Source organism: Allobrachymonas chironomi DSM 19884 (assembly GCF_000374625.1).
In the GTDB taxonomy this organism is placed as follows: domain Bacteria; phylum Pseudomonadota; class Gammaproteobacteria; order Burkholderiales; family Burkholderiaceae_C; genus Brachymonas; species Brachymonas chironomi.
The window spans coordinates 77,691-95,364 of record NZ_KB894770.1; the positions used below are offsets into that span (position 1 = coordinate 77,691).

At 63.6% G+C, this 17,674-nt stretch carries 18 protein-coding genes and 3 tRNA genes; 15 read left to right on the plus strand and 6 right to left on the minus strand.

Translation table 11 applies throughout. The features are described 5' to 3' along the window. Positions 1-28 precede the first annotated feature (28 nt). On the minus strand, positions 29-907 hold the full coding sequence (hpnC, locus tag C513_RS0107930; protein ID WP_018715516.1) for a squalene synthase HpnC: 879 nt from the start codon (positions 905-907) through the stop codon (positions 29-31). 117 nt (positions 908-1,024) lie between these two features. Between hpnC and C513_RS0107935 the strand changes: the two genes are divergently transcribed. The 7 genes from C513_RS0107935 (at position 1,025) to C513_RS0107965 (ending at position 7,595) form a co-directional block, all read left to right on the plus strand. Next, positions 1,025-1,111, plus strand: a tRNA-Leu gene (locus tag C513_RS0107935). 68 nt (positions 1,112-1,179) lie between these two features. Then, positions 1,180-2,493, plus strand: coding sequence for a trigger factor (tig, locus tag C513_RS0107940; RefSeq protein ID WP_018715517.1), 1,314 nt, complete (start codon positions 1,180-1,182; stop codon positions 2,491-2,493). Positions 2,494-2,658: 165 nt separating this feature from the next. Continuing rightward, on the plus strand, positions 2,659-3,291 hold the full coding sequence (clpP, locus tag C513_RS0107945) for an ATP-dependent Clp endopeptidase proteolytic subunit ClpP (RefSeq protein WP_026320679.1): 633 nt from the start codon (positions 2,659-2,661) through the stop codon (positions 3,289-3,291). Positions 3,292-3,379: 88 nt separating this feature from the next. Continuing rightward, entirely contained in the window at positions 3,380-4,657 is a 1,278-nt protein-coding gene (gene clpX, locus C513_RS0107950) for an ATP-dependent Clp protease ATP-binding subunit ClpX (RefSeq protein WP_018715519.1), read from the plus strand. Between the two features lie 138 nt (positions 4,658-4,795). Further along, positions 4,796-7,270, plus strand: coding sequence for an endopeptidase La (lon, locus tag C513_RS0107955; protein WP_018715520.1), 2,475 nt, complete (start codon positions 4,796-4,798; stop codon positions 7,268-7,270). A 104-nt stretch (positions 7,271-7,374) separates the two neighbouring features. Next, positions 7,375-7,450: transfer RNA gene (locus C513_RS0107960), tRNA-Gly, on the plus strand. Between the two features lie 71 nt (positions 7,451-7,521). Then, a tRNA-Cys gene (locus C513_RS0107965) sits at positions 7,522-7,595 on the plus strand. A gap of 130 nt (positions 7,596-7,725) precedes the next feature. Here the strand turns inward: C513_RS0107965 and C513_RS0107970 are convergent. Further along, positions 7,726-8,658 (minus strand): nucleoside recognition domain-containing protein, encoded by a 933-nt coding sequence (locus C513_RS0107970; protein ID WP_018715521.1) that lies wholly within the window; start codon positions 8,656-8,658, stop codon positions 7,726-7,728. Positions 8,659-8,852: 194 nt separating this feature from the next. Here C513_RS0107970 and C513_RS0107975 point away from each other — a divergent pair, with 194 nt between their 5' ends. Both C513_RS0107975 and mepK read left to right on the plus strand, forming a co-directional pair. Beyond that, entirely contained in the window at positions 8,853-10,418 is a 1,566-nt protein-coding gene (locus C513_RS0107975; RefSeq protein WP_156816069.1) for a L,D-transpeptidase family protein, read from the plus strand. A gap of 136 nt (positions 10,419-10,554) precedes the next feature. Next, positions 10,555-11,103, plus strand: a complete 549-nt coding sequence (mepK, locus tag C513_RS0107980) for a peptidoglycan L,D-endopeptidase MepK (RefSeq protein ID WP_026320680.1) — start codon at positions 10,555-10,557, stop codon at positions 11,101-11,103. 35 nt (positions 11,104-11,138) lie between these two features. On the opposite strand, the gene moaC is transcribed toward mepK, so the two are convergent. Next, positions 11,139-11,618, minus strand: coding sequence for a cyclic pyranopterin monophosphate synthase MoaC (moaC, locus tag C513_RS0107985; RefSeq protein WP_018715524.1), 480 nt, complete (start codon positions 11,616-11,618; stop codon positions 11,139-11,141). A 76-nt stretch (positions 11,619-11,694) separates the two neighbouring features. Between moaC and mobB the strand changes: the two genes are divergently transcribed. From mobB to mog, 6 genes are read left to right on the plus strand one after another with little or no spacing between them, the layout of a single operon-like run. After that, positions 11,695-12,192 carry a molybdopterin-guanine dinucleotide biosynthesis protein B gene (mobB, locus tag C513_RS0107990; protein ID WP_033394972.1) on the plus strand — a complete coding sequence of 166 codons (498 nt, stop codon included), beginning with the start codon at positions 11,695-11,697 and terminating at the stop codon, positions 12,190-12,192. A gap of 8 nt (positions 12,193-12,200) precedes the next feature. Next, positions 12,201-12,449: a MoaD/ThiS family protein gene (locus C513_RS0107995; protein ID WP_026320682.1), complete on the plus strand. Its 249-nt coding sequence runs from the start codon at positions 12,201-12,203 to the stop codon at positions 12,447-12,449. Between the two features lie 2 nt (positions 12,450-12,451). Next, the gene (locus C513_RS0108000) at positions 12,452-12,913 is read left to right on the plus strand and encodes a molybdenum cofactor biosynthesis protein MoaE (RefSeq protein ID WP_018715527.1); all 462 of its coding nucleotides are present in this window, start codon (positions 12,452-12,454) and stop codon (positions 12,911-12,913) included. Further along, positions 12,910-13,503 carry a molybdenum cofactor guanylyltransferase MobA gene (gene mobA / locus C513_RS0108005; protein ID WP_018715528.1) on the plus strand — a complete coding sequence of 198 codons (594 nt, stop codon included), beginning with the start codon at positions 12,910-12,912 and terminating at the stop codon, positions 13,501-13,503. The genes C513_RS0108000 and mobA overlap by 4 nt, the downstream gene beginning before the upstream one ends. Before the next feature lie 12 nt (positions 13,504-13,515). Next, positions 13,516-14,727, plus strand: a complete 1,212-nt coding sequence (locus C513_RS0108010) for a molybdopterin molybdotransferase MoeA (RefSeq protein ID WP_018715529.1) — start codon at positions 13,516-13,518, stop codon at positions 14,725-14,727. Then, positions 14,727-15,311 carry a molybdopterin adenylyltransferase gene (gene mog / locus C513_RS0108015; protein ID WP_018715530.1) on the plus strand — a complete coding sequence of 195 codons (585 nt, stop codon included), beginning with the start codon at positions 14,727-14,729 and terminating at the stop codon, positions 15,309-15,311. Before C513_RS0108010 ends, mog begins: the two co-directional genes overlap by 1 nt. A gap of 5 nt (positions 15,312-15,316) precedes the next feature. Here the strand turns inward: mog and moaA are convergent, their stop codons facing one another. Genes moaA through C513_RS0108030 form a run of 3 tightly spaced genes read right to left on the minus strand, consistent with a single transcriptional unit; the run spans position 15,317 to position 17,560 of the window. Continuing rightward, a complete protein-coding gene (moaA, locus tag C513_RS0108020) occupies positions 15,317-16,300 on the minus strand; it encodes a GTP 3',8-cyclase MoaA (RefSeq protein ID WP_018715531.1) in 984 nt (327 codons plus the stop codon). 52 nt (positions 16,301-16,352) lie between these two features. Continuing rightward, entirely contained in the window at positions 16,353-17,033 is a 681-nt protein-coding gene (locus tag C513_RS0108025) for an RluA family pseudouridine synthase (protein WP_018715532.1), read from the minus strand. Further along, the gene (locus C513_RS0108030) at positions 17,030-17,560 is read right to left on the minus strand and encodes a GNAT family N-acetyltransferase (protein WP_018715533.1); all 531 of its coding nucleotides are present in this window, start codon (positions 17,558-17,560) and stop codon (positions 17,030-17,032) included. Before C513_RS0108030 ends, C513_RS0108025 begins: the two co-directional genes overlap by 4 nt. Between the last annotated feature and the right edge of the window lie 114 nt (positions 17,561-17,674).

The window sequence follows — 17,674 nt, forward strand, 5'->3', positions numbered from 1 at the left end:
TTGTCCCATGTTCACGGGCCAATCCGGCTCAGGTCAGGCGATGTCGCAGGCTGGCCCAGAGCAGGGCGGGGGCATCGGCCTTGCCGATGCGCGGGCGTTGCGTGGCAATGCGTCCGCCCAGGGCGCGTGTCTTGCGGCCAATGCGCCAGCCACCTTGCATGACCAGGCGCAGTTCCCAGCCGGACAGGTGGCCGGCCTGGTGGCTGACCGTGGCCGGCAACGGCATGCCGGTGTGCATCAGGTCATCGGCACGATCCAGCAGCGCGGCAACCAGGGCCTGGATGGCGGGCTGCGGACTGGCTGCCGGCCGGCGTGCATCCACGCCGTGGGCCTGGCACAGATCCTGCGGCAGATAGTAGCGGCCTCGCGGCACATCGACCGAGATGTCCTGCCAGAAGTTGTAGAGCTGCAGCGCGCTGCAGATGGCATCGCTCTGCTGCAGCGAGACGGCATCGTGCACGCCATACAGGTGCAGCATCAGCCGTCCCACCGGGTTGGCCGAATAGCGGGCGTAATCCAGCAGATCATCATGGCTGGCGTAAATGGCAGCCTGTTCGCTATGGTGAATATCGCGGCGAAAGGCGGTCAACAGGTCCTGCAGCAGCGACAGTGGCAGCTGATGCTGGTGGATCGCCGCTTGCAGCGGCTGCATGATGCCGTGCCAGGGGGCGGCAGCCGGATAGGGCGTGCTGCTGTCAGCCAGCAGCAGCGCTTCACCATAGCGATCCAGTTCCAGCAGGCGCTGCGCGGCAGTTTGCGTGCCTTCGTCGGCGATATCGTCAGCGGTACGTGCAAAGTGGTAGAGCGCCGCCACGGCGGGCCGGATGGCGCGCGGGCACAGCCAGCTGGCCACCGGAAAGTTCTCGTAGTGGGTTACGGGCCGGGCCTGAACGGAGGAGGCAGTCATGGGATCGGTGTTTTGTGTGAATTCTGGTGTTGACCGTGAATTGTCGGTCATTGCAAGCTAAAATCATTGATTACCTGTTTGACGTGATGCGCCTGCATGGCTGCATCACCGGAATCTGCGCGGGTGGCGAAATTGGTAGACGCACCAGGTTTAGGTCCTGACGCCAGCAATGGTGTGGGGGTTCGAGTCCCCCCCCGCGCACCAGCGATTTTCAAGATCGCAGGCTGGCGCCGTGCGCTATGGCCTGCCCTTATCCAGCAAAGGAAATATCCATGTCCGTGAATGTTGAAACCCTCGAAAAGCTCGAGCGCAAGATCACCCTGTCCCTGCCCGTGAAAGAGGTGCAGGACGAAGTCACCAAGCGCCTGCAGCGCCTGGCCCGCACCGTGAAGATGGACGGCTTCCGTCCGGGCAAGGTGCCGGTCAGCGTGGTGGCCAACCAGTACGGCCCGGCCGTGCAGTACGAAGTGATCAACGACAAGGTCGGCCAGGCGTTCTACCAGGCCGCCAACGAAGCCGAACTGCGCGTGGCTGGCCAGCCGGCCATCAGCGAGAAGGATGGCGCTGCCGAAGGCGAAATGCTGTTCGAAGCCGTGTTCGAAGTGCTCCCCGAAGTCAAGATCAACGATCTGGCCGAAACCGAAGTCGAAAAAATCGCTGCCGAAGTGGACGATGAAGCCATCGACCGCACCATCGACATCCTGCGCAAGCAGCGCCGTACCTTTGCCCAACGTGGCAAGGACGAGCCGGCCGTGGACGGCGACCGCGTGACCGTGGACTTCGAAGGCAAGATCGACGGTGAACCTTTCGCCGGCGGCAAGGCCGAAGGCTTCCAGTACCTGGTCGGCGAAGGCCAGATGCTGGCCGAGTTTGAAGATGCCGTGCGTGGCATGAAGATCGGCGAGAGCAAGACTTTTCCGCTGGCCTTCCCCGAGGACTACCATGGTCAGGAAGTGGCCGGCAAGACTGCCGATTTCCTGGTGACCGTGCAGAAGCTGGAAGCAGCCAACCTGCCCGAAGTGAACGAAGAGTTCGCCAAGCAGCTGGGCGTGGGTGATGCGACCGTGGAAGGCCTGCGTGCCGACATCCGCAAGAACCTGGAGCGCGAAGTCAAGTACCGCCTGCTGGCCCGCAACAAGAATGCCGTGATGGACGCCCTGATCAAGAGCGCCGAACTGGATCTGCCCAAGGCCAGCATCCAGGCCGAAGTCAACGCCATGGCCCAGGCTGCGCGCCAGGACCTGGTGCAGCGCGGCATGAAGGACGCTGCCAATGCGGAACTGCCGGCCGAGCTGTTCCAGCCGCAAGCCGAGCGCCGCGTGCGTCTGGGCCTGATCGTGGCCGAGCTGGTGCGAGCTGAAAACCTGCTGGCTACGCCCGAGCAGGTCAAGGCCTACATCGATGATCTGTCCGCCAGCTACGAGAAGCCGGAAGAAGTGGCTCGCTGGTACCTGAACGACCAGCAGCGCATGGCCGAGATCGAGGCCGTGGTGACGGAAGCCAACGTGACCGACTTCGTGCTGGGCAAGGCCAAGGTCAGCGACAAGCAGGTCAGCTTCCAGGAGCTGATGGACCAGCCGGTCTGAGACTGATGCAGTAACGGCCGGCAGCTCCGGTCGTGCTGACAGGCCTGTGTGACGGACTCTTGCAGTCTGGCACCCAGGCCTTATTTATTCGGCATCATTCCCGTCATAATGTATGACAGCCAGGCCGGCAGTATTGCCCGGCCGGAAACCTTTGGAGCCCTACGCATGCAAACTTCGCGCAACAGTGCACTCGACGCCCAGGCCCTGGGCCTGATCCCCATGGTGGTGGAGCAATCCGGCCGTGGCGAGCGCTCCTACGACATCTACTCCCGCCTGCTGAAAGAGCGCGTGGTGTTTCTGGTCGGTCCGGTGAACGACCAGACCGCCAACCTGGTGGTGGCGCAGTTGCTGTTCCTGGAAAGCGAAAATCCGGACAAGGACATTTCCTTCTACATCAATTCCCCGGGCGGCTCCGTCAGCGCCGGCATGGCCATCTACGATACGATGAACTTCATCAAGCCCGATGTGTCCACGCTGTGCATGGGCATGGCCGCCAGCATGGGGGCCTTCCTGCTGTCGTCCGGCACCAAGGGCAAGCGCTTCTGCCTGCCTAACTCGCGCGTCATGATCCACCAGCCGCTGGGCGGCGCCCAGGGTCAGGCCACGGACATCGAGATCCATGCCCGCGAGATCCTGCGCCTGCGCAAGGAACTGAACCAGATCCTGGCCACCAACACCGGTCAGCCGCTGGACAAGATCGAGCGCGATACCGAGCGTGACTACTTCATGGCGGCTCACGAAGCGCGTGACTATGGCCTGGTCGATCAGGTGATCCGCCAGCGCGGCGAAGCGATCTGAGCCCTCTGACTGCCAGGCCTGCGGGTCTGGCGGTTTCCTGATTTTTCTTCTGATATTGCCTGCGGCTGTAGCCGCATGGCCTGATTGCATGACAACCCATAAAGACACGCCCAGCAAGACCACGCACTGCTCGTTCTGCGGCAAGCACCAGGATGAGGTCAAGCAGATGGTTTCGGGCAGCCATGGTGGCCGCTCCGTTTTCATCTGCAACGAGTGCATTGAACAGTGCACCGAGATCCTGCAGGAAAGCGCGAGTCCGGAAGAGGCCGCTCCGGCAGCTGACCGCCTGCCCACGCCGGCCGAACTCAAGGACAACCTCGACAACTACGTGATCGGCCAGGATGCGGCCAAGCGCACGTTGTCGGTGGCGGTCTACAACCACTACAAGCGCCTGCGCTACCAGGAGCAGCAGGGCACGACCGACCAGGTCGAGCTGAGCAAGAGCAACATCCTGCTGATCGGCCCGACCGGTTCCGGCAAGACGCTGCTGGCCCAGACCATGGCGCGCATGCTGGACGTCCCCTTCGTCATGGCCGATGCCACCACGCTGACCGAAGCCGGCTACGTGGGCGAGGATGTCGAGAACATCATCACCAAGCTGCTGCAGAGCTGCGACTACGATGTCGAGCGTGCCCAGCGCGGCATCATCTACATCGACGAGATCGACAAGATTTCGCGCAAGTCCGACAACCCGTCCATCACGCGTGACGTGTCGGGCGAGGGCGTGCAGCAGGCGCTGCTGAAGCTGATCGAGGGGACGCGTGCCAGCATCCCGCCGCAGGGTGGCCGCAAGCATCCCAACCAGGATTTTCTGCAGGTGGACACCACCAACATGCTGTTCATCTGTGGCGGTGCCTTTGCCGGCCTGGAGAAAGTGATCGAGCGCCGTACCGAAGGCTCCGGCATCGGCTTTGGTGCCGAAGTGCGCAGCAAGGAAAACCGCAGCCTGACCGAGATGTTCCAGAGCATCGAGCCGGAAGACCTGATCAAGTACGGTCTGATCCCCGAGCTGATCGGCCGTCTGCCGGTGGTGACAGCCCTGGCAGAGCTTGATGAGGCCGCGCTGGTGCAGATCCTGACGCAGCCCAAGAACGCCCTGGTCAAGCAGTACAGCCAGCTGTTCCAGATGGAAGGCGTAGAGCTGGAGGTGAGCGAATCGGCTCTCAAGGCGATTGCGCAGAAGGCCATGGAACGCAAGACCGGTGCGCGCGGCCTGCGCTCCATCATGGAGCAGGCGCTGCTGGACACCATGTTCGAACTGCCCGAACTCGAGAATGTCGAGAAGGTGGTGGTGGACGATTCGGTGGTGGCCGATGGCAAGCCACCGATGCTGGTGTATCGCGCTGCCGAGAAGAAGGCCTCCTGAGGTCTGACTGCTGCCAGATGCCCGCCAGCCAGCGGGCTTTTTTTGCGCCCGGCGCCGGCCGGGACGAATCCATGCTTGAATATCCGTGCACAGCGCCCATAACTGGTAGCTGAACCTAGAAGACGAGAGTACGCCTACATGACCGATTTTGCCTATCTGCCCCCCGAGAGCGTTGAGCTGCCCATGCTGCCGCTGCGCGATGTGGTGGTGTTCCCGCACATGGTGATCCCGCTGTTCGTGGGCCGCGCCAAGAGCATTGCGGCACTGGAAGCCGCCATGGAAGCGGATCGTACCGTGATGCTGGTGGCCCAGAAGTCGGCCGCCGATGATGAGCCGTCCATCGAGGACATGTTCGAGACCGGCTGCGTGGCCTCCATCCTGCAGCTGCTGAAACTGCCCGACGGCACTGTCAAGGTGCTGGTGGAAGGGCGCCAGCGTGCCAGGATCGAGGCCGTGACTGATGGTGAGGAATACTTCACCGCCAAGGTGCTGCCGGTTGCTGCCGACGAAACGCAGAAACCCGACACGGAAGACGCTGGCCGCGAGCAGGAGGCCCTGCGCCGTGCGCTGATGCAGTCCTTCGAGCAGTACGTCAAGCTCAACAAGAAGGTGCCGCAGGAGATCCTGACCTCCATCACCGGCATCGATGAAGTCGGCCGTCTGGCCGATACCATTGCCGCGCATTTGCCGTTGAGCCTGGAAAACAAGCAGCAGGTGCTGGACCAGGGCCAGGTACAACAGCGTCTGGAATTCCTGTTTGCTCGCATCGAGCACGAGCTCGACATCCTCAACATGGACAAGCGCATCCGTGGCCGCGTCAAGCGCCAGATGGAAAAAAGCCAGCGCGACTTTTACCTGAACGAGCAGGTCAAGGCGATCCAGAAGGAACTGGGCGATGGCGAGGAGGGGGCCGACCTTGAGGAGCTGGAAAAGAAGATCAAGGCCGCCCGCATGCCCAAGGCCGCACTGACCAAGGCCGAATCCGAGCTGCGCAAGCTCAAGCTAATGTCGCCGATGTCGGCCGAGGCCGGCGTGGCGCGCAACTACCTGGACGTGCTGGTCAATCTGCCCTGGAGCAAGAAGACCCGCATCAAGACCAGCCTGGCCGAGGCGCAGCGCATCCTGGACGAAGACCACTACGGTCTGGAGCGTGTCAAGGAACGCATTCTGGAATATCTTGCCGTGCAGCAGCGCGTGGACAAGATCAAGGCGCCGATCCTGTGCCTGGTCGGCCCGCCGGGTGTGGGCAAGACCTCGCTGGGCCAGTCGGTGGCCAAGGCGACCGGCCGCAAGTACGTGCGCATGGCGCTGGGCGGCATGCGTGACGAGGCCGAGATCCGTGGTCACCGCCGCACCTATATCGGTGCGCTGCCGGGCAAGATCCTGCAGAACCTGACCAAGGCCGGTACCCGCAATCCGCTGTTCCTGCTCGATGAAATCGACAAGCTCGGAGCGGATTTCCGGGGCGATCCTTCCAGCGCGCTGCTGGAAGTGCTGGACCCGGAACAGAACCACACCTTCAACGATCACTACGTTGAGCTGGATTTTGACCTGAGCGACGTGATGTTCGTGGCCACCTCCAATTCCATGAAGATCCCGGCTGCGCTGCTGGATCGCATGGAGGTGATCCGCCTGTCGGGTTACACCGAGGACGAGAAGGTCAACATCGCGCGTCGCTACCTGCTGCCCAAGCAGATGGAAAACAACGGCGTCAAGGACAGCGAACTCGAAGTGGCCGATGACGCGATCCGCGACATCGTGCGCTACTACACGCGTGAAGCCGGTGTGCGCGGCCTGGAGCGTGAGCTGGCCAAGATCTGCCGCAAGGTGGTGATGCAGGTGCAGCTCAAGCAGGTGAGCGACAAGGTCACGGTCGATAGCGAGAAGCTCAACGATTACCTGGGCGTGCGCCGTCACCGCTTTGGCCGTGCTTCCGAAGCCAACAAGGTGGGCGAAGTGGTGGGCCTGGCCTGGACCGAGGTGGGCGGCGAGCTGCTGACCATCGAAACCGCCATCATGCCGGGCAAGGGCGTGATCCAGCGCACCGGTTCGCTGGGCGACGTGATGAAGGAGTCGGTCGAGGCAGCGCGCACGGTGGTGCGCAGCCGCGCCGGCCAGCTCGGCATTGCCGATGAAGCCTTCGAAAAGAAGGACATCCACATCCACGTGCCCGACGGTGCCACGCCCAAGGATGGCCCGAGCGCCGGTGCCGCGATGACGACGGCCTTGGTGTCGGCGCTGACCGGCATTCCGGTGCGCAGCGATGTCGCCATGACCGGCGAGATCACGCTGCGCGGCGAGGTCACCATCATTGGCGGCCTGAAGGAAAAACTGCTGGCAGCGCTGCGTGGTGGTATCCGCCAGGTGATCATTCCCGAAGAAAACATGAAGGATCTGCAGGAAATTCCGGACAACGTGAAGGAAGACTTGGAGATCACCCCGGTGAAGTGGATTGACCAGGTACTGGCGATTGCGCTGGAGCGTCAGCCGGAACCGCTGCCGGGAGCCGAGCCGGTGGCTGGTACGGATGCTGACGAGGCGCTGGCGGATGTGCCGCCGGTGGCCAAGGCGAAGCGTGCCACGCGTAGCAAGCGGCAGGCGACCAAGCATTGAGCTGACTGCCGGAGCGGGGTGCATGTTGGTAGGTGAAGAAAAGATGAAAAAATTTCTTCACCTTGCCAAAAAGGCAAAAAACACGCTACAATAATTGCTTCAGCGCGGGAATAGCTCAGTTGGTAGAGCGCAACCTTGCCAAGGTTGAGGTCGCGAGTTCGAGCCTCGTTTCCCGCTCCATATTCCAGAACAAGGGAAGCTTCTGCTTCCCTTTTTCATCAGTCAGCTAGCTGGCTGCATGGAACCACTTTGGCGCGATAGCAAAGCGGTTATGCAACGGATTGCAAATCCGTCTAGTCCGGTTCGACTCCGGATCGCGCCTCCAAGAAACCACAGAAGTTTCAAGCACTTAGCTCCTTCGGGACTAGGTGCTTTTTCTTTTGTGCGATAGTCGCCGCGCTGCAAGATACTTGCCTTGCAATCTGGACGGATTGGCAATCCGCTTGCACGCCGGTCTAGCCCAGCAGCACATGCCCGACGATCCGCACCGCCATCCCCACCAGCGATCCCAGCGCCGCATACTTCCACACTGCCGCAATGCGCCGCCCGGCAGAGATCAGCACGGCGATGCCGGTCAGGTCCAGCGGTGACAGCAGCCAGCCGGCAGACAGGTTGATCAGGGCGGCATCGACCTGGCCAGCCCGATGCAGCTCCGACATCACGGCCAGCATGGCGCTGCCGCCAGCCAGGTACTTGGTCAGTGTGGGCAGCACCAGCACCGGGTCGATGTGCAGCAGGGTGAGCAGGGGAGTGAGAGCCGTCGTCAGCCAGGCGATGCTGCCGCTGCGCTGCAGCAAGCCGACCACCACCAGCGACAGCACCATGATCGGAATCGCGCCCAGGGCAATCTTGAACGCCTCGGAGCCGGCAGCGTTGATCACATCCAGCAGGCCCTTGCCGCCGCTGACAGTGGCGTGATTGAGCTTGTCCGGGCTGGGGGCTTCCTTGTCCGGTAGTCTGCGTCCGATCAGATGCCAGGTGACGGCTGCAGCGATCAGGCCGCCGACAAGCGACAGCAGCAGCGTCAGCCCGATATCCAGCCCGAGCGCCATCATCGGGAACGAGGCATTGGCCTGCGCCATGGCGAACACCATGGCCAGGGTGGCGGCGATCTGCCGTTGCGAGGTGCCGCGCTGGTCCATGATGCTCAGCGTGGCAACCGGTGCGGCAAAGCTGACGAAGCTGATCTGCAAGGCGGCAAAAATGCCGAGACCGCCGAGACCAAAGGGCTTGAGCACCGGTGTGAGCTTGTGCACGATCCAGTCCAGCCAGCCGTGCGCTTCCATCAGCCGCATCAGGAACAGCATGACGATCATGATGGGCAGCATCACGAACAGGGAAAACTCGATGCCGGCGCGGCCGGCTTGCAGGATGATGTCGATCAGCATGGTGACAAGGTCAGGGCAATCCTGCACTGTAGCAAAAGGCCGTGCCCGTACCCGTGCCGGATGCGACTTCCGTCACGCTGGTGCCCCCGGGAAAATCCCGATGCCACCCTGAAGCCGGCTTTCCATCTGCTACATTGAAGCGCAGATGCCGGCCACGAGAGGCTGTGCAGTGTGCCAACCAGAATCTGTTTGCCATGACGCCATCTGCTTTTTCCCTGTCCCGATTCTGTTTGCCGGCCCTGGCCGGTTGTGGTGTGCTGGCCTTCAGTCCCTGGGCGCAGGCGGCCAGCTGGCTGCAGGAGGATCAACTCACGCTGCGGCCGCAGGCCAGCCAGGCGGTGCAGGTGCTGGGCCAGGCCCGTGCCGAAGGCTTGAACCCAGCCGATTACAGCGCCGCTGCCTTGCAGAAAGCCGTGCAGCAGGCCGCCAGCCAGCCACTCGGTGCCGACCAGGCCGCCAGTCTGGATGCCAGATTGCACCAGGCCGTGCAGCGCTATCTGACTGACCTGCACAATGGCCGGGTCGATCCGCGCACGCTGAAGGAAAACTACAAGGATGACCACCGCAAGGATTTTGATGCCTCCGTGGTGCTGAACCAGGCACTGGACAACGGCGACCTGGGCCAGGCCTGGAAGGCCGCTACGCCTTCGTTTCCGGCCTACGCCAGCCTGCGCAAGGCCTTGCATCAGCTGCAGGCGCTGTCCGGCCATGCGGCCTGGAACAGCCAGCTGCCGGCATTGCCCAAATCGGGACGGATTGCCGCCGGCCAGGAGTGGGCCGGCCTGCCTGTCGTGGCGCAGCGTCTGGCTGCACTGGGCGATATGGCCGCGGTTCCTGCAGGCACGCCTGCCACGCTGACGCCGGCGCTGCGTGAGGGTCTCAAGGCTTTCCAGGCGCGCCATAGCCTCAGCGCCAATGGCTTGCTGGATCGCAAGACGGTCGATGCGCTGAATATCAAGCCGGAGGCCCGCGCGGAGCAGGTAGCGCTGGCGATGGAGCGCGCACGCTGGACGCCACTGGCGCAGGGCAAGCGCATGATTGTGGTCAACGTCCCGCAGTTCCGCCTGTACGGCTATGAAATCGATCAGGGCAAGGTGATTCCCAAGGTCAGCATGCGTGTCATCGTCGGCAAGTCGCTGGATACGCGCACGCCAATGTTCGACGAGGACATGACCTACGTCGAGTTCAGCCCCTACTGGAACGTGCCGATCTCGATTGCGCGCAGCGAAACCATTCCGCGCATCAAGCGCGATCCCGGTTACATGGCACGCCAGGGCTTCGAGATCGTGCAGGGCAATTCGGTCAGCAGCAGCCCGTCGGCTGCCAATCTGAATGCGGTGCTGAATGGCAGTGCCCGCATTCGCCAGAAGCCGGGGCCGCGCAACGCGCTGGGCGACGTGAAGTTCATGTTCCCCAACAACATGAATATCTATCTGCATCACACGCCATCGACCGGACTGTTCAACCGCGACAAGCGCGATCTGAGTCATGGCTGCGTGCGCGTGGAAGAGCCGGTGCAACTGGCGCAATTCGTGCTGCAGGATGATCCGTCCTGGACCAAGGAGCGCATCAGCAAGGCCATGGGGGGCAGCAAGCCGACCATTGCCCGCCTGAAGGAACCGCTGCCGGTGGTGCTGACCTACAGCACCACGGTGGTGCTGGACGGCAAGCCGCATTACTTTGCCGACCTGTACGGCCACGACAAGCTGCTGGCACAGCAGCTGGCCAAACGCAGTCCTGCAACTGTCAGCTCCAAGTAGGCGTCGGCGTTACAAAAAACCTCTGGCGCGCAAAAACCCTACTGCCTACAATGTCAGGTTAAGTAGTATCCAACCTGTGTCTATCTGTAGCCATCTGCAGTCAAAACACGGGTTTTGCAGTTGGAGTAACAGGGGTATGCGATCTTCTCGCCGTGGTTTTCTGGGACATGGCCTGCGCGCAGTGGCGGCAGGCGGATTGGTGATGCAGGCAGCGCCTGCGATGGCGGCTTTCGGTTATGGGCAGCGTCGGCTGTCGCTGGACCATTTGCATACCAACGAGCGCCTGTCGCTGGTGTATGCCGTGGGCGAGGACTTTCTGCCGCAATCCATCAGCCGGCTCAACTATTTCCTGCGTGACCACTACACCGGCATTGCTGGCATCATGGATCCGCGTTTGTACGACATCATGCACCAGGTGCGTGGCCTGCTCGCGACCAACGCTCCCTTCGAGATCATCTCCGGCTACCGCAGCCCGGCAACCAACGAACGCCTGCGTACCACGCGCGGCGGCGGTGTTGCCAAGCAGAGTCTGCACACGCAGGGCAAGGCGGTGGATATCCGCATGACTGGCGTACCGCTGGCCGAACTGCGCGATGCGGCCAAGTCTCTGGAGGCCGGCGGTGTCGGCTATTACCCGCGCGACAACTTCGTGCATATCGATACCGGCCGCGTACGCTACTGGTAAGCCGCCGTATCGCGCAGCGGGCCGGGCAGGGCGGATCAGGCCGGGGCCTGCCAGTGACCGCTCTTGCCGCCGATTTTTTCGAGCAGGCGTACGCCGCCAATCTCCATGCCGCGATCCACGGCCTTGAGCATGTCATAGATGGTCAGCAGACCGGCCATGGTGCCGCTCAGGGCTTCCATTTCCACGCCGGTACGGCCCACGGTCTCGGTGGTCACGCGCAGGTGCATGCGATGCAGCGCGGCTTCGGGTTCGAATTCCACGCCCACATGCGTCAGCGCCAGCGGGTGGCACAGCGGAATCAGCTGGGCTGTCTGCTTGGTGCCCTGAATGGCGGCCAGGCGCGCCACGCCCAGTACATCGCCCTTTTTGGCGCTGCCGGCCATCAGCATGGCGAAGGTGTCCGGCTGCATGCTGATGTGGCCGGTGGCCGTGGCGATGCGGCGGGTTTCGGACTTGCTGCCGACATCGACCATATGGGCCTGGCCGGAGCTGTCAAAATGGGTCAGTTCACTCATGGGGAAAACAATGGGAATGGCTGAAGACAATGCAGCAAGTGTAGCCGCTGCACAAAGACTGCCTCCGGTGCTGGGCATGGTCGGCTGGTCCGGCAGCGGCAAGACCACGCTGCTGGAACAGCTGCTACCGGTGCTGCGGGCACGTGGCGTCTCGGTGTCGGTGATCAAGCACAGCCACCATGACATCGTGCTGGATGTGCCGGGCAAGGACAGCGATCGTCATCGCCGCGCCGGAGCGCAGGAGGTGATGGTGGTATCGCCGCAGCGCTGGGGCCTGTTTGCCGAAACGACGGAGATGCCGACGCTGGAGCAGCAGCTGCAGCGGCTGGCGCCGGTCGATCTGGTGCTGGTGGAAGGGCAGAAACAGCTGGCGATTCCCAAGATCGAGATTGTCCGGCCTGCGGTAGGCGCATTGCCGCGCTATCCGGCGGACTGTCATATCATTGCCGTAGCCAGTGACGCGGCCCCCGCAGCGGAGGGCGTGCCACCGGGCATCGCCTGGCTGGACCTGAACGATGTGCCCGGTGTGGCCGATTTCCTGCAGCAGTGGCTGCAGCGACAGCAACAGAAGTGATCCCAACCATGATTCGAATTCTTTACTTTGGCATGCTGCGTGACAAGCTGGGCCGCGACCAGGAACAGCTCGAATGGCAGGGCGGCAGCACCAGCGAACTGCTGGCACAACTGCGCAGCCGCGATACGCAATGGGCCGAGGCGCTGGCGCCCGGCCAGGTGTTCCGCGTGGCGGTGAACCGCCAGATGGCCTACGAAGACATGCCGATTCCGGACGGTGCCGAAGTCGGCATTCTGCCGCCAGTGACGGGAGGCTGAACATGTGGCTGAAGGTGACGGTGCAGGAAGAGGCCTTCGACCTGCAGCACGAAGAGCAGCGGCTGTTGCAACAGGCCGGCGATGCCGGCGCACTGGTGGCCTTTCAGGGCATGGTGCGTGCGCATGACCAGCAGCATCCGCTGGCTGCGCTGCATCTGGAACACTACCCCGGCATGACCGAAGCCGAAATCGAGCGCATTGCGCACCAGGCCGCTGAACGCTGGCCGGTATCGGCCTGCCGCGTGATCCACCGCGTGGGTCGGCTCACGCCCGGCGCGGGCATCGTGCTGGTGCTGGTGGCATCGGCACACCGCCGCGCTGCATTTGCCGCCTGCGAATACCTGATGGACTTCCTGAAAACCGAGGCTCCCTTCTGGAAACGCGAGGAATTTGCCGACGGCAGTCACAGCTGGGTGGCTGCCAAATCCAGCGATGATGCAGCGCGCGAGCGCTGGCAGGCATGACGCAGGTGCTGGGCCTGCTGCTGGCCGGCGGGGAAGGGCGGCGCATGGGTGGCCTGGACAAGGGCCAGCTGCTGTTGCAGGGCAGGCCGCTGGCGCAGCATGTGTTGCAGCGGCTGCAGCCCCAGGTGCAGCAGTTGCTGATCAGCGCCAATCGCCATCTGCCGCAGTATGCGGCACTGGGTGCACCGGTGCAGACCGATGCCCCCGCCTGGCAGGGCATGGGCCCGCTGGCAGCACTGGCCACGCTGGCCGGTCAGGCCGCACCCGGGCCCGCGCCTGATTACCTGCAACTGGTGCCCTGCGACACCCCGCATCTGCCCGCCGATCTGGTGGCGCAGCTGTTGCAGCGCCTGCAGCAGGATCCGTCACTCGAACTGGTCTACCCCTCTACCAAGGAGGGGGTGCAGCCCGCCTGTCTGCTGGCACAATGGTCTATCGTGGCCAGCGTGCCTGGCTACCTGACGCAGGGCGGACGCAGCCTGCGTGGCTGGATCGCCACCCGCAGGGCCGCTGTCGTACCCTTTGCGGCAGCCGCCGATTTTGCCAATGCCAATGATCCCCAGACCCTGGCACGGCTTGAACAACACTGATTCCGAGACGCCATGCTTCTAGACTACTACGATGCACGCCGGCAGCTGCTGGCCTCCCTGCCGGCCGTGAGCGATAGCCAGGTGCTGCCGCTGACACAGGCCGTGGGCCAGGTGCTGGCCGCCGATGTGACGGCCAGTTATGACACCCCGCAATTCGACAACAGCGCCATGGACGGCTACGCGATTGCCGATCCGCAGGCCGAACGGCTGCAGTTCAGCCTGGTCGGTCGCATTGCTGCCGGTGACAGCGCCGAGGGCGTGCAGCTGCAGCCGGGACAGGCGGTGCGCATTTTTACTGGCGCGCCGGTGCCTGCCGGCACCAGTGCCGTGGTGCCGCAGGAAGAGATCGAAGCCGGCGACGGCCAGATCACGCTGCAGCGTCCGGCCCGCGTTGGCCAGCATATCCGCTACCGTGCCGAGGAATATGCGGCCGGCAGCCAATTGCTGGCCGCCGGCACCCGGCTCGATGCGGCGGCCATCGGCCTGGCCGCCAGCCAGGGGCATGCCAGCCTGCCGGTGCTGCGCCCGCTGCGCGTCACGGTGTTTTCCAGCGGCGACGAGCTGCGCGAGCCGGGCCAGCCACTCGGTCCGGGCCAGATCTACGATGCCAACCGTTTCCAGATGCTGGCCTGGCTGGCCGGCATGCAGGTCGAACTGGTGGACGGCGGTGCCTTGCCCGATGATGCGCAAGTCACCAGCGAACGCCTGGAAGCCGCAGCGCAGCAATCCGATGTGATCCTGACCAGTGGCGGCGTGTCCGTGGGCGAAGAGGACCATGTGCGCAATGCCCTGCAACGCATCGGCAGGATCGAATTCTGGAAGCTGGCGATCAAGCCGGGCAAGCCGTTTGCCTGGGGCCAGTCCGGCCGCGCGCAGATCTTCATGCTGCCGGGCAACCCGGTCGCCACTTTCGTCACCTTCTTCATGCTGGTGGCGCCGGCGCTGCGCCGCATGCAGGGGCTGTCCCGGCCCGATCCGGTCAGTTTCCGGGCCACCTCCAGCTTTGAGCGCAGCAAGCGCGAACCGCGTCGCGAGTTCCTGCGCGGTGTGGCCAGCATCGGGCCGGATGGCCAGTGGAGTGTGCGTGCACTGCAGGGCCAGAGCTCGGCCATGTTGTCGGCCTGCGTGGCCGCCAATGTGCTGATCGAGATCCTGCCCGATACCCCGGTGGCCGTGGGCGATACGCTGACGGTATACCCGCTGCCCGGAAAAGGAGTGCTGTGATGACGGAAGCCACCTTGCCTGCCATCACCATCGGTCTGGTATCGGTCAGTGACCGCGCTAGCAGCGGCGTATACCAGGATGAGGGCCTGCCGGCGCTGCGCGAGTGGCTGCAGGCGGCCCTGTGCAACCCGGTGCAGTTCGAGCAGCGCCTGATTCCCGACGAGCAGCCGCTGATCGAGTCCACTCTGAAGGAATTGGCCGATGAGCGTGGTTGCTGCCTGGTGCTGACTACCGGCGGTACCGGCCCGTCCCCGCGCGATGTGACGCCGGAAGCCACGCTGGCCGTGGCCGATCGCGTCATGCCGGGCTTTGGCGAGCAGATGCGTCAGGTCAGCCTGCATTACGTACCCACCGCCATCCTGTCACGCCAGGTGGGCGTGACGCGCGGCAGCTGCCTGGTGCTGAATCTGCCGGGTCGTCCCAAATCGATCCGTGAAACGCTGGAAGGCGTACGCGCGGATGACGGCCAGGTGCTGGTACACGGCGTATTTGCCTCGGTGCCGTATTGCATCGAGCTGATGGGCGGCCCTTATATCGAGACGCGCCCGGAGTACGTTACTGCTTTCCGCCCGAAGAAAAAGTAGCCGCTTCAGCCGCCAGTCATCGACATGAAGCGGATGGACTGCTCGGGTTTTTCCAGAAACTCGTGGCGCTCCGGCTTGAGTTCGATGGCTTCGCGGATGGCGGCTTCCAGTTCGTCATCGGTACAGCCGGCGCGCAGCAGCGGGCGCAGCTCGAAGCTTTGCTCCTGGCCCAGGCACATGTACAGCGTGCCGTCCACTGCCAGCCGCACGCGGTTGCAGGCGGCACAGAAATGCTGCGACATGGGGGTGATCAGGCCGAGCGTGAAGCCGGAATCAGGGCTGGTCCAGTAGCGCGCCGGGCCGCCACCCAGCTTGACATCGCTCGGGATCAGGCCGTATTTCTGCTGCAATTCCCAGGTCAGGTCGGTCAGTGACAGCCCCTGGGTTTCGCGGCCGGTGTGGCCCATCGGCATGGCCTCGATCAGGCGCAGCACGAAATCGTTGTCCATGCAGAATGTCACCATGGCATCGAGATCGATATCGTTCACACCGATCATCGGCACCATGTTGATCTTGATGCGGGTAAAGCCGGCCTGCTTGGCCGCCTGCAGGCCGTTGAGCACCTTTTCCAGACTGTCGCTGCCGGTGATCTGCTGCACGCATTCGCCGCGCAACGAGTCCAGGCTGACGTTGAGACGATCCACGCCGGCATCGCGCAGCGCCTGCGCATGCTTGACCAGCTGCGTGCCGTTGGTGGTGAGCGACAGGTCTTCCACATGGGGCAGGGCGGCAATGCGTGCCGCCAGCGCGGGCAGATTGCGGCGCAACAGCGGCTCGCCTCCGGTCAGGCGAAAGCGCGTGGTGCCCATGCGCGCAAAGGCGGCGATCACGCGTTCGACCTCGTCAAAGGTGAGCCAGTTGTCCGGCTCCTCGAAATCGCGGAACCCCTTGGGGATGCAATAGCTGCAACGCAGGTCGCAGCGATCCGTCACCGATACGCGCAGGTAGTCGATGGTGCGGCCAAAACGGTCTTGCAGGCTGGTAGTCATGCGCTGATTGTCGCTGTTTTGAGAGTCCGCACAGCGGATGGGCTTACGCGAGTCAGGCGAATCGGGTCGGACAGCAGAAATGCATGTCCTGGCTGCTGACCGGATGCGGGATCTGCAGCGCATAGGCGTGCAGTAGCAGGCGTGTTGCCATGGCCTGATTCGCGGCATCGCCATACAGGGTGTCGCCGGCAATCGGGTGGCCGATGGAGAGCAGGTGTACGCGCAGCTGGTGCGAGCGGCCGGTGACCGGCTCCAGATCCAGCACGCTGTGCGCCTGCGCCGGGCGGAAGTGGTCCCGCGCCAGACCGACACAAGATTCCTGTTCGCCCAGATGCCGCCAATGCGTCACACTCGGCTTGCCGATGGCGTGGTCCACCTTGCTGCGCGGCCGGTTCGGCCAGTCCACGATCAGCGGCGCGTCAATCGTGCTCCAATCGGCCCGTTGCGGCAGCTCACCTTGTGCGATGGCGACATAGCGCTTGCGCGTACGGCGTTCGGCAAAGTGCTGGCTCAGCGTGCGCTGTGCCTCGATGCCGCGTGCCATCACCAGCAGGCCGCTGGTGCCCATGTCGAGCCGATGCACGATCAGCGCATCGGGAAACTGCGCCTGGACGCGCACGCTCAGCGAGTCGTGGTTTTCCGGGCCACGGCCAGGAACGGAGAGCAAGCCGGAGGGCTTGTCCAGCACGATCATGGCCTCATCGGCATACACAATGGGCAGGGCGGCACTCATTCGGGCAGCGTTTCCGCACCGGCGCCGAGCACGCGTTCCACCATCACGATATCGAGCCAGCGTCCATGCTTCCAGCCGCAATTGCGGATGATGCCGGCTTCGGTAAAACCGTGGCGGCGGTGCAGGCCGCGCGAGGCCTGATTGTGCGAATCGCCAATCACCGCAATCAGCTTGCGGATGCCGAGCGCCTCGGCCCGACGGATCAGCTCACCCAGCAGCAGCGTGCCCAGACCCTGGCCACCGGCTTCCGGAGCCAGGTAGATACTGTCCTCCGCGCTGTAGCGGAAGGCCGCACGTGGCCGGAACCAGTTGCAGTAGGCAAAGCCCGCTACCTGGCCGTCCAGCTCTGCCACCAGCCAGGGCAGGTCGCGGCTGTAGACTTCCTGCAGTCGCTGGCGCATCTGTTCCAGCGTGGGTGGTTCGGTTTCGAATGTGCCGGTGCCATGCAGCACATGGTGGCTGTAGATGGCGGTAATGCGTGGCAGGTCGGCCTCGGTGGCCGGCCGGATCTGGGGCGTTGCAGACATGGGACGGAATTGGTGAAAAAGTGCGCTGGGCTTGAGCAAGCCGAAGGTATGCGTTTATAATCTTGTGTTTTCAGTGTGTCGCTGGCCGGGTGGCCAGTCGCGTGTCTCAAACGC

What these genes read in the sequence shown, in the direction of transcription:
- hpnC (WP_018715516.1), bottom strand. Translation starts at nt 907, where the DNA reads ATGACTGCCTCCTCCGTTCAGGCCCGGCCCGTAACCCACTACGAGAAC.
- tig (WP_018715517.1), top strand. Translation starts at nt 1,180, where the DNA reads ATGTCCGTGAATGTTGAAACCCTCGAAAAGCTCGAGCGCAAGATCACC.
- clpP (WP_026320679.1), top strand. Translation starts at nt 2,659, where the DNA reads ATGCAAACTTCGCGCAACAGTGCACTCGACGCCCAGGCCCTGGGCCTG.
- clpX (WP_018715519.1), top strand. Translation starts at nt 3,380, where the DNA reads ATGACAACCCATAAAGACACGCCCAGCAAGACCACGCACTGCTCGTTC.
- lon (WP_018715520.1), top strand. Translation starts at nt 4,796, where the DNA reads ATGACCGATTTTGCCTATCTGCCCCCCGAGAGCGTTGAGCTGCCCATG.
- C513_RS0107970 (WP_018715521.1), bottom strand. Translation starts at nt 8,658, where the DNA reads ATGCTGATCGACATCATCCTGCAAGCCGGCCGCGCCGGCATCGAGTTT.
- C513_RS0107975 (WP_156816069.1), top strand. Translation starts at nt 8,853, where the DNA reads ATGACGCCATCTGCTTTTTCCCTGTCCCGATTCTGTTTGCCGGCCCTG.
- mepK (WP_026320680.1), top strand. Translation starts at nt 10,555, where the DNA reads ATGCGATCTTCTCGCCGTGGTTTTCTGGGACATGGCCTGCGCGCAGTG.
- moaC (WP_018715524.1), bottom strand. Translation starts at nt 11,618, where the DNA reads ATGAGTGAACTGACCCATTTTGACAGCTCCGGCCAGGCCCATATGGTC.
- mobB (WP_033394972.1), top strand. Translation starts at nt 11,695, where the DNA reads ATGGTCGGCTGGTCCGGCAGCGGCAAGACCACGCTGCTGGAACAGCTG.
- C513_RS0107995 (WP_026320682.1), top strand. Translation starts at nt 12,201, where the DNA reads ATGATTCGAATTCTTTACTTTGGCATGCTGCGTGACAAGCTGGGCCGC.
- C513_RS0108000 (WP_018715527.1), top strand. Translation starts at nt 12,452, where the DNA reads ATGTGGCTGAAGGTGACGGTGCAGGAAGAGGCCTTCGACCTGCAGCAC.
- mobA (WP_018715528.1), top strand. Translation starts at nt 12,910, where the DNA reads ATGACGCAGGTGCTGGGCCTGCTGCTGGCCGGCGGGGAAGGGCGGCGC.
- C513_RS0108010 (WP_018715529.1), top strand. Translation starts at nt 13,516, where the DNA reads ATGCTTCTAGACTACTACGATGCACGCCGGCAGCTGCTGGCCTCCCTG.
- mog (WP_018715530.1), top strand. Translation starts at nt 14,727, where the DNA reads ATGACGGAAGCCACCTTGCCTGCCATCACCATCGGTCTGGTATCGGTC.
- moaA (WP_018715531.1), bottom strand. Translation starts at nt 16,300, where the DNA reads ATGACTACCAGCCTGCAAGACCGTTTTGGCCGCACCATCGACTACCTG.
- C513_RS0108025 (WP_018715532.1), bottom strand. Translation starts at nt 17,033, where the DNA reads ATGAGTGCCGCCCTGCCCATTGTGTATGCCGATGAGGCCATGATCGTG.
- C513_RS0108030 (WP_018715533.1), bottom strand. Translation starts at nt 17,560, where the DNA reads ATGTCTGCAACGCCCCAGATCCGGCCGGCCACCGAGGCCGACCTGCCA.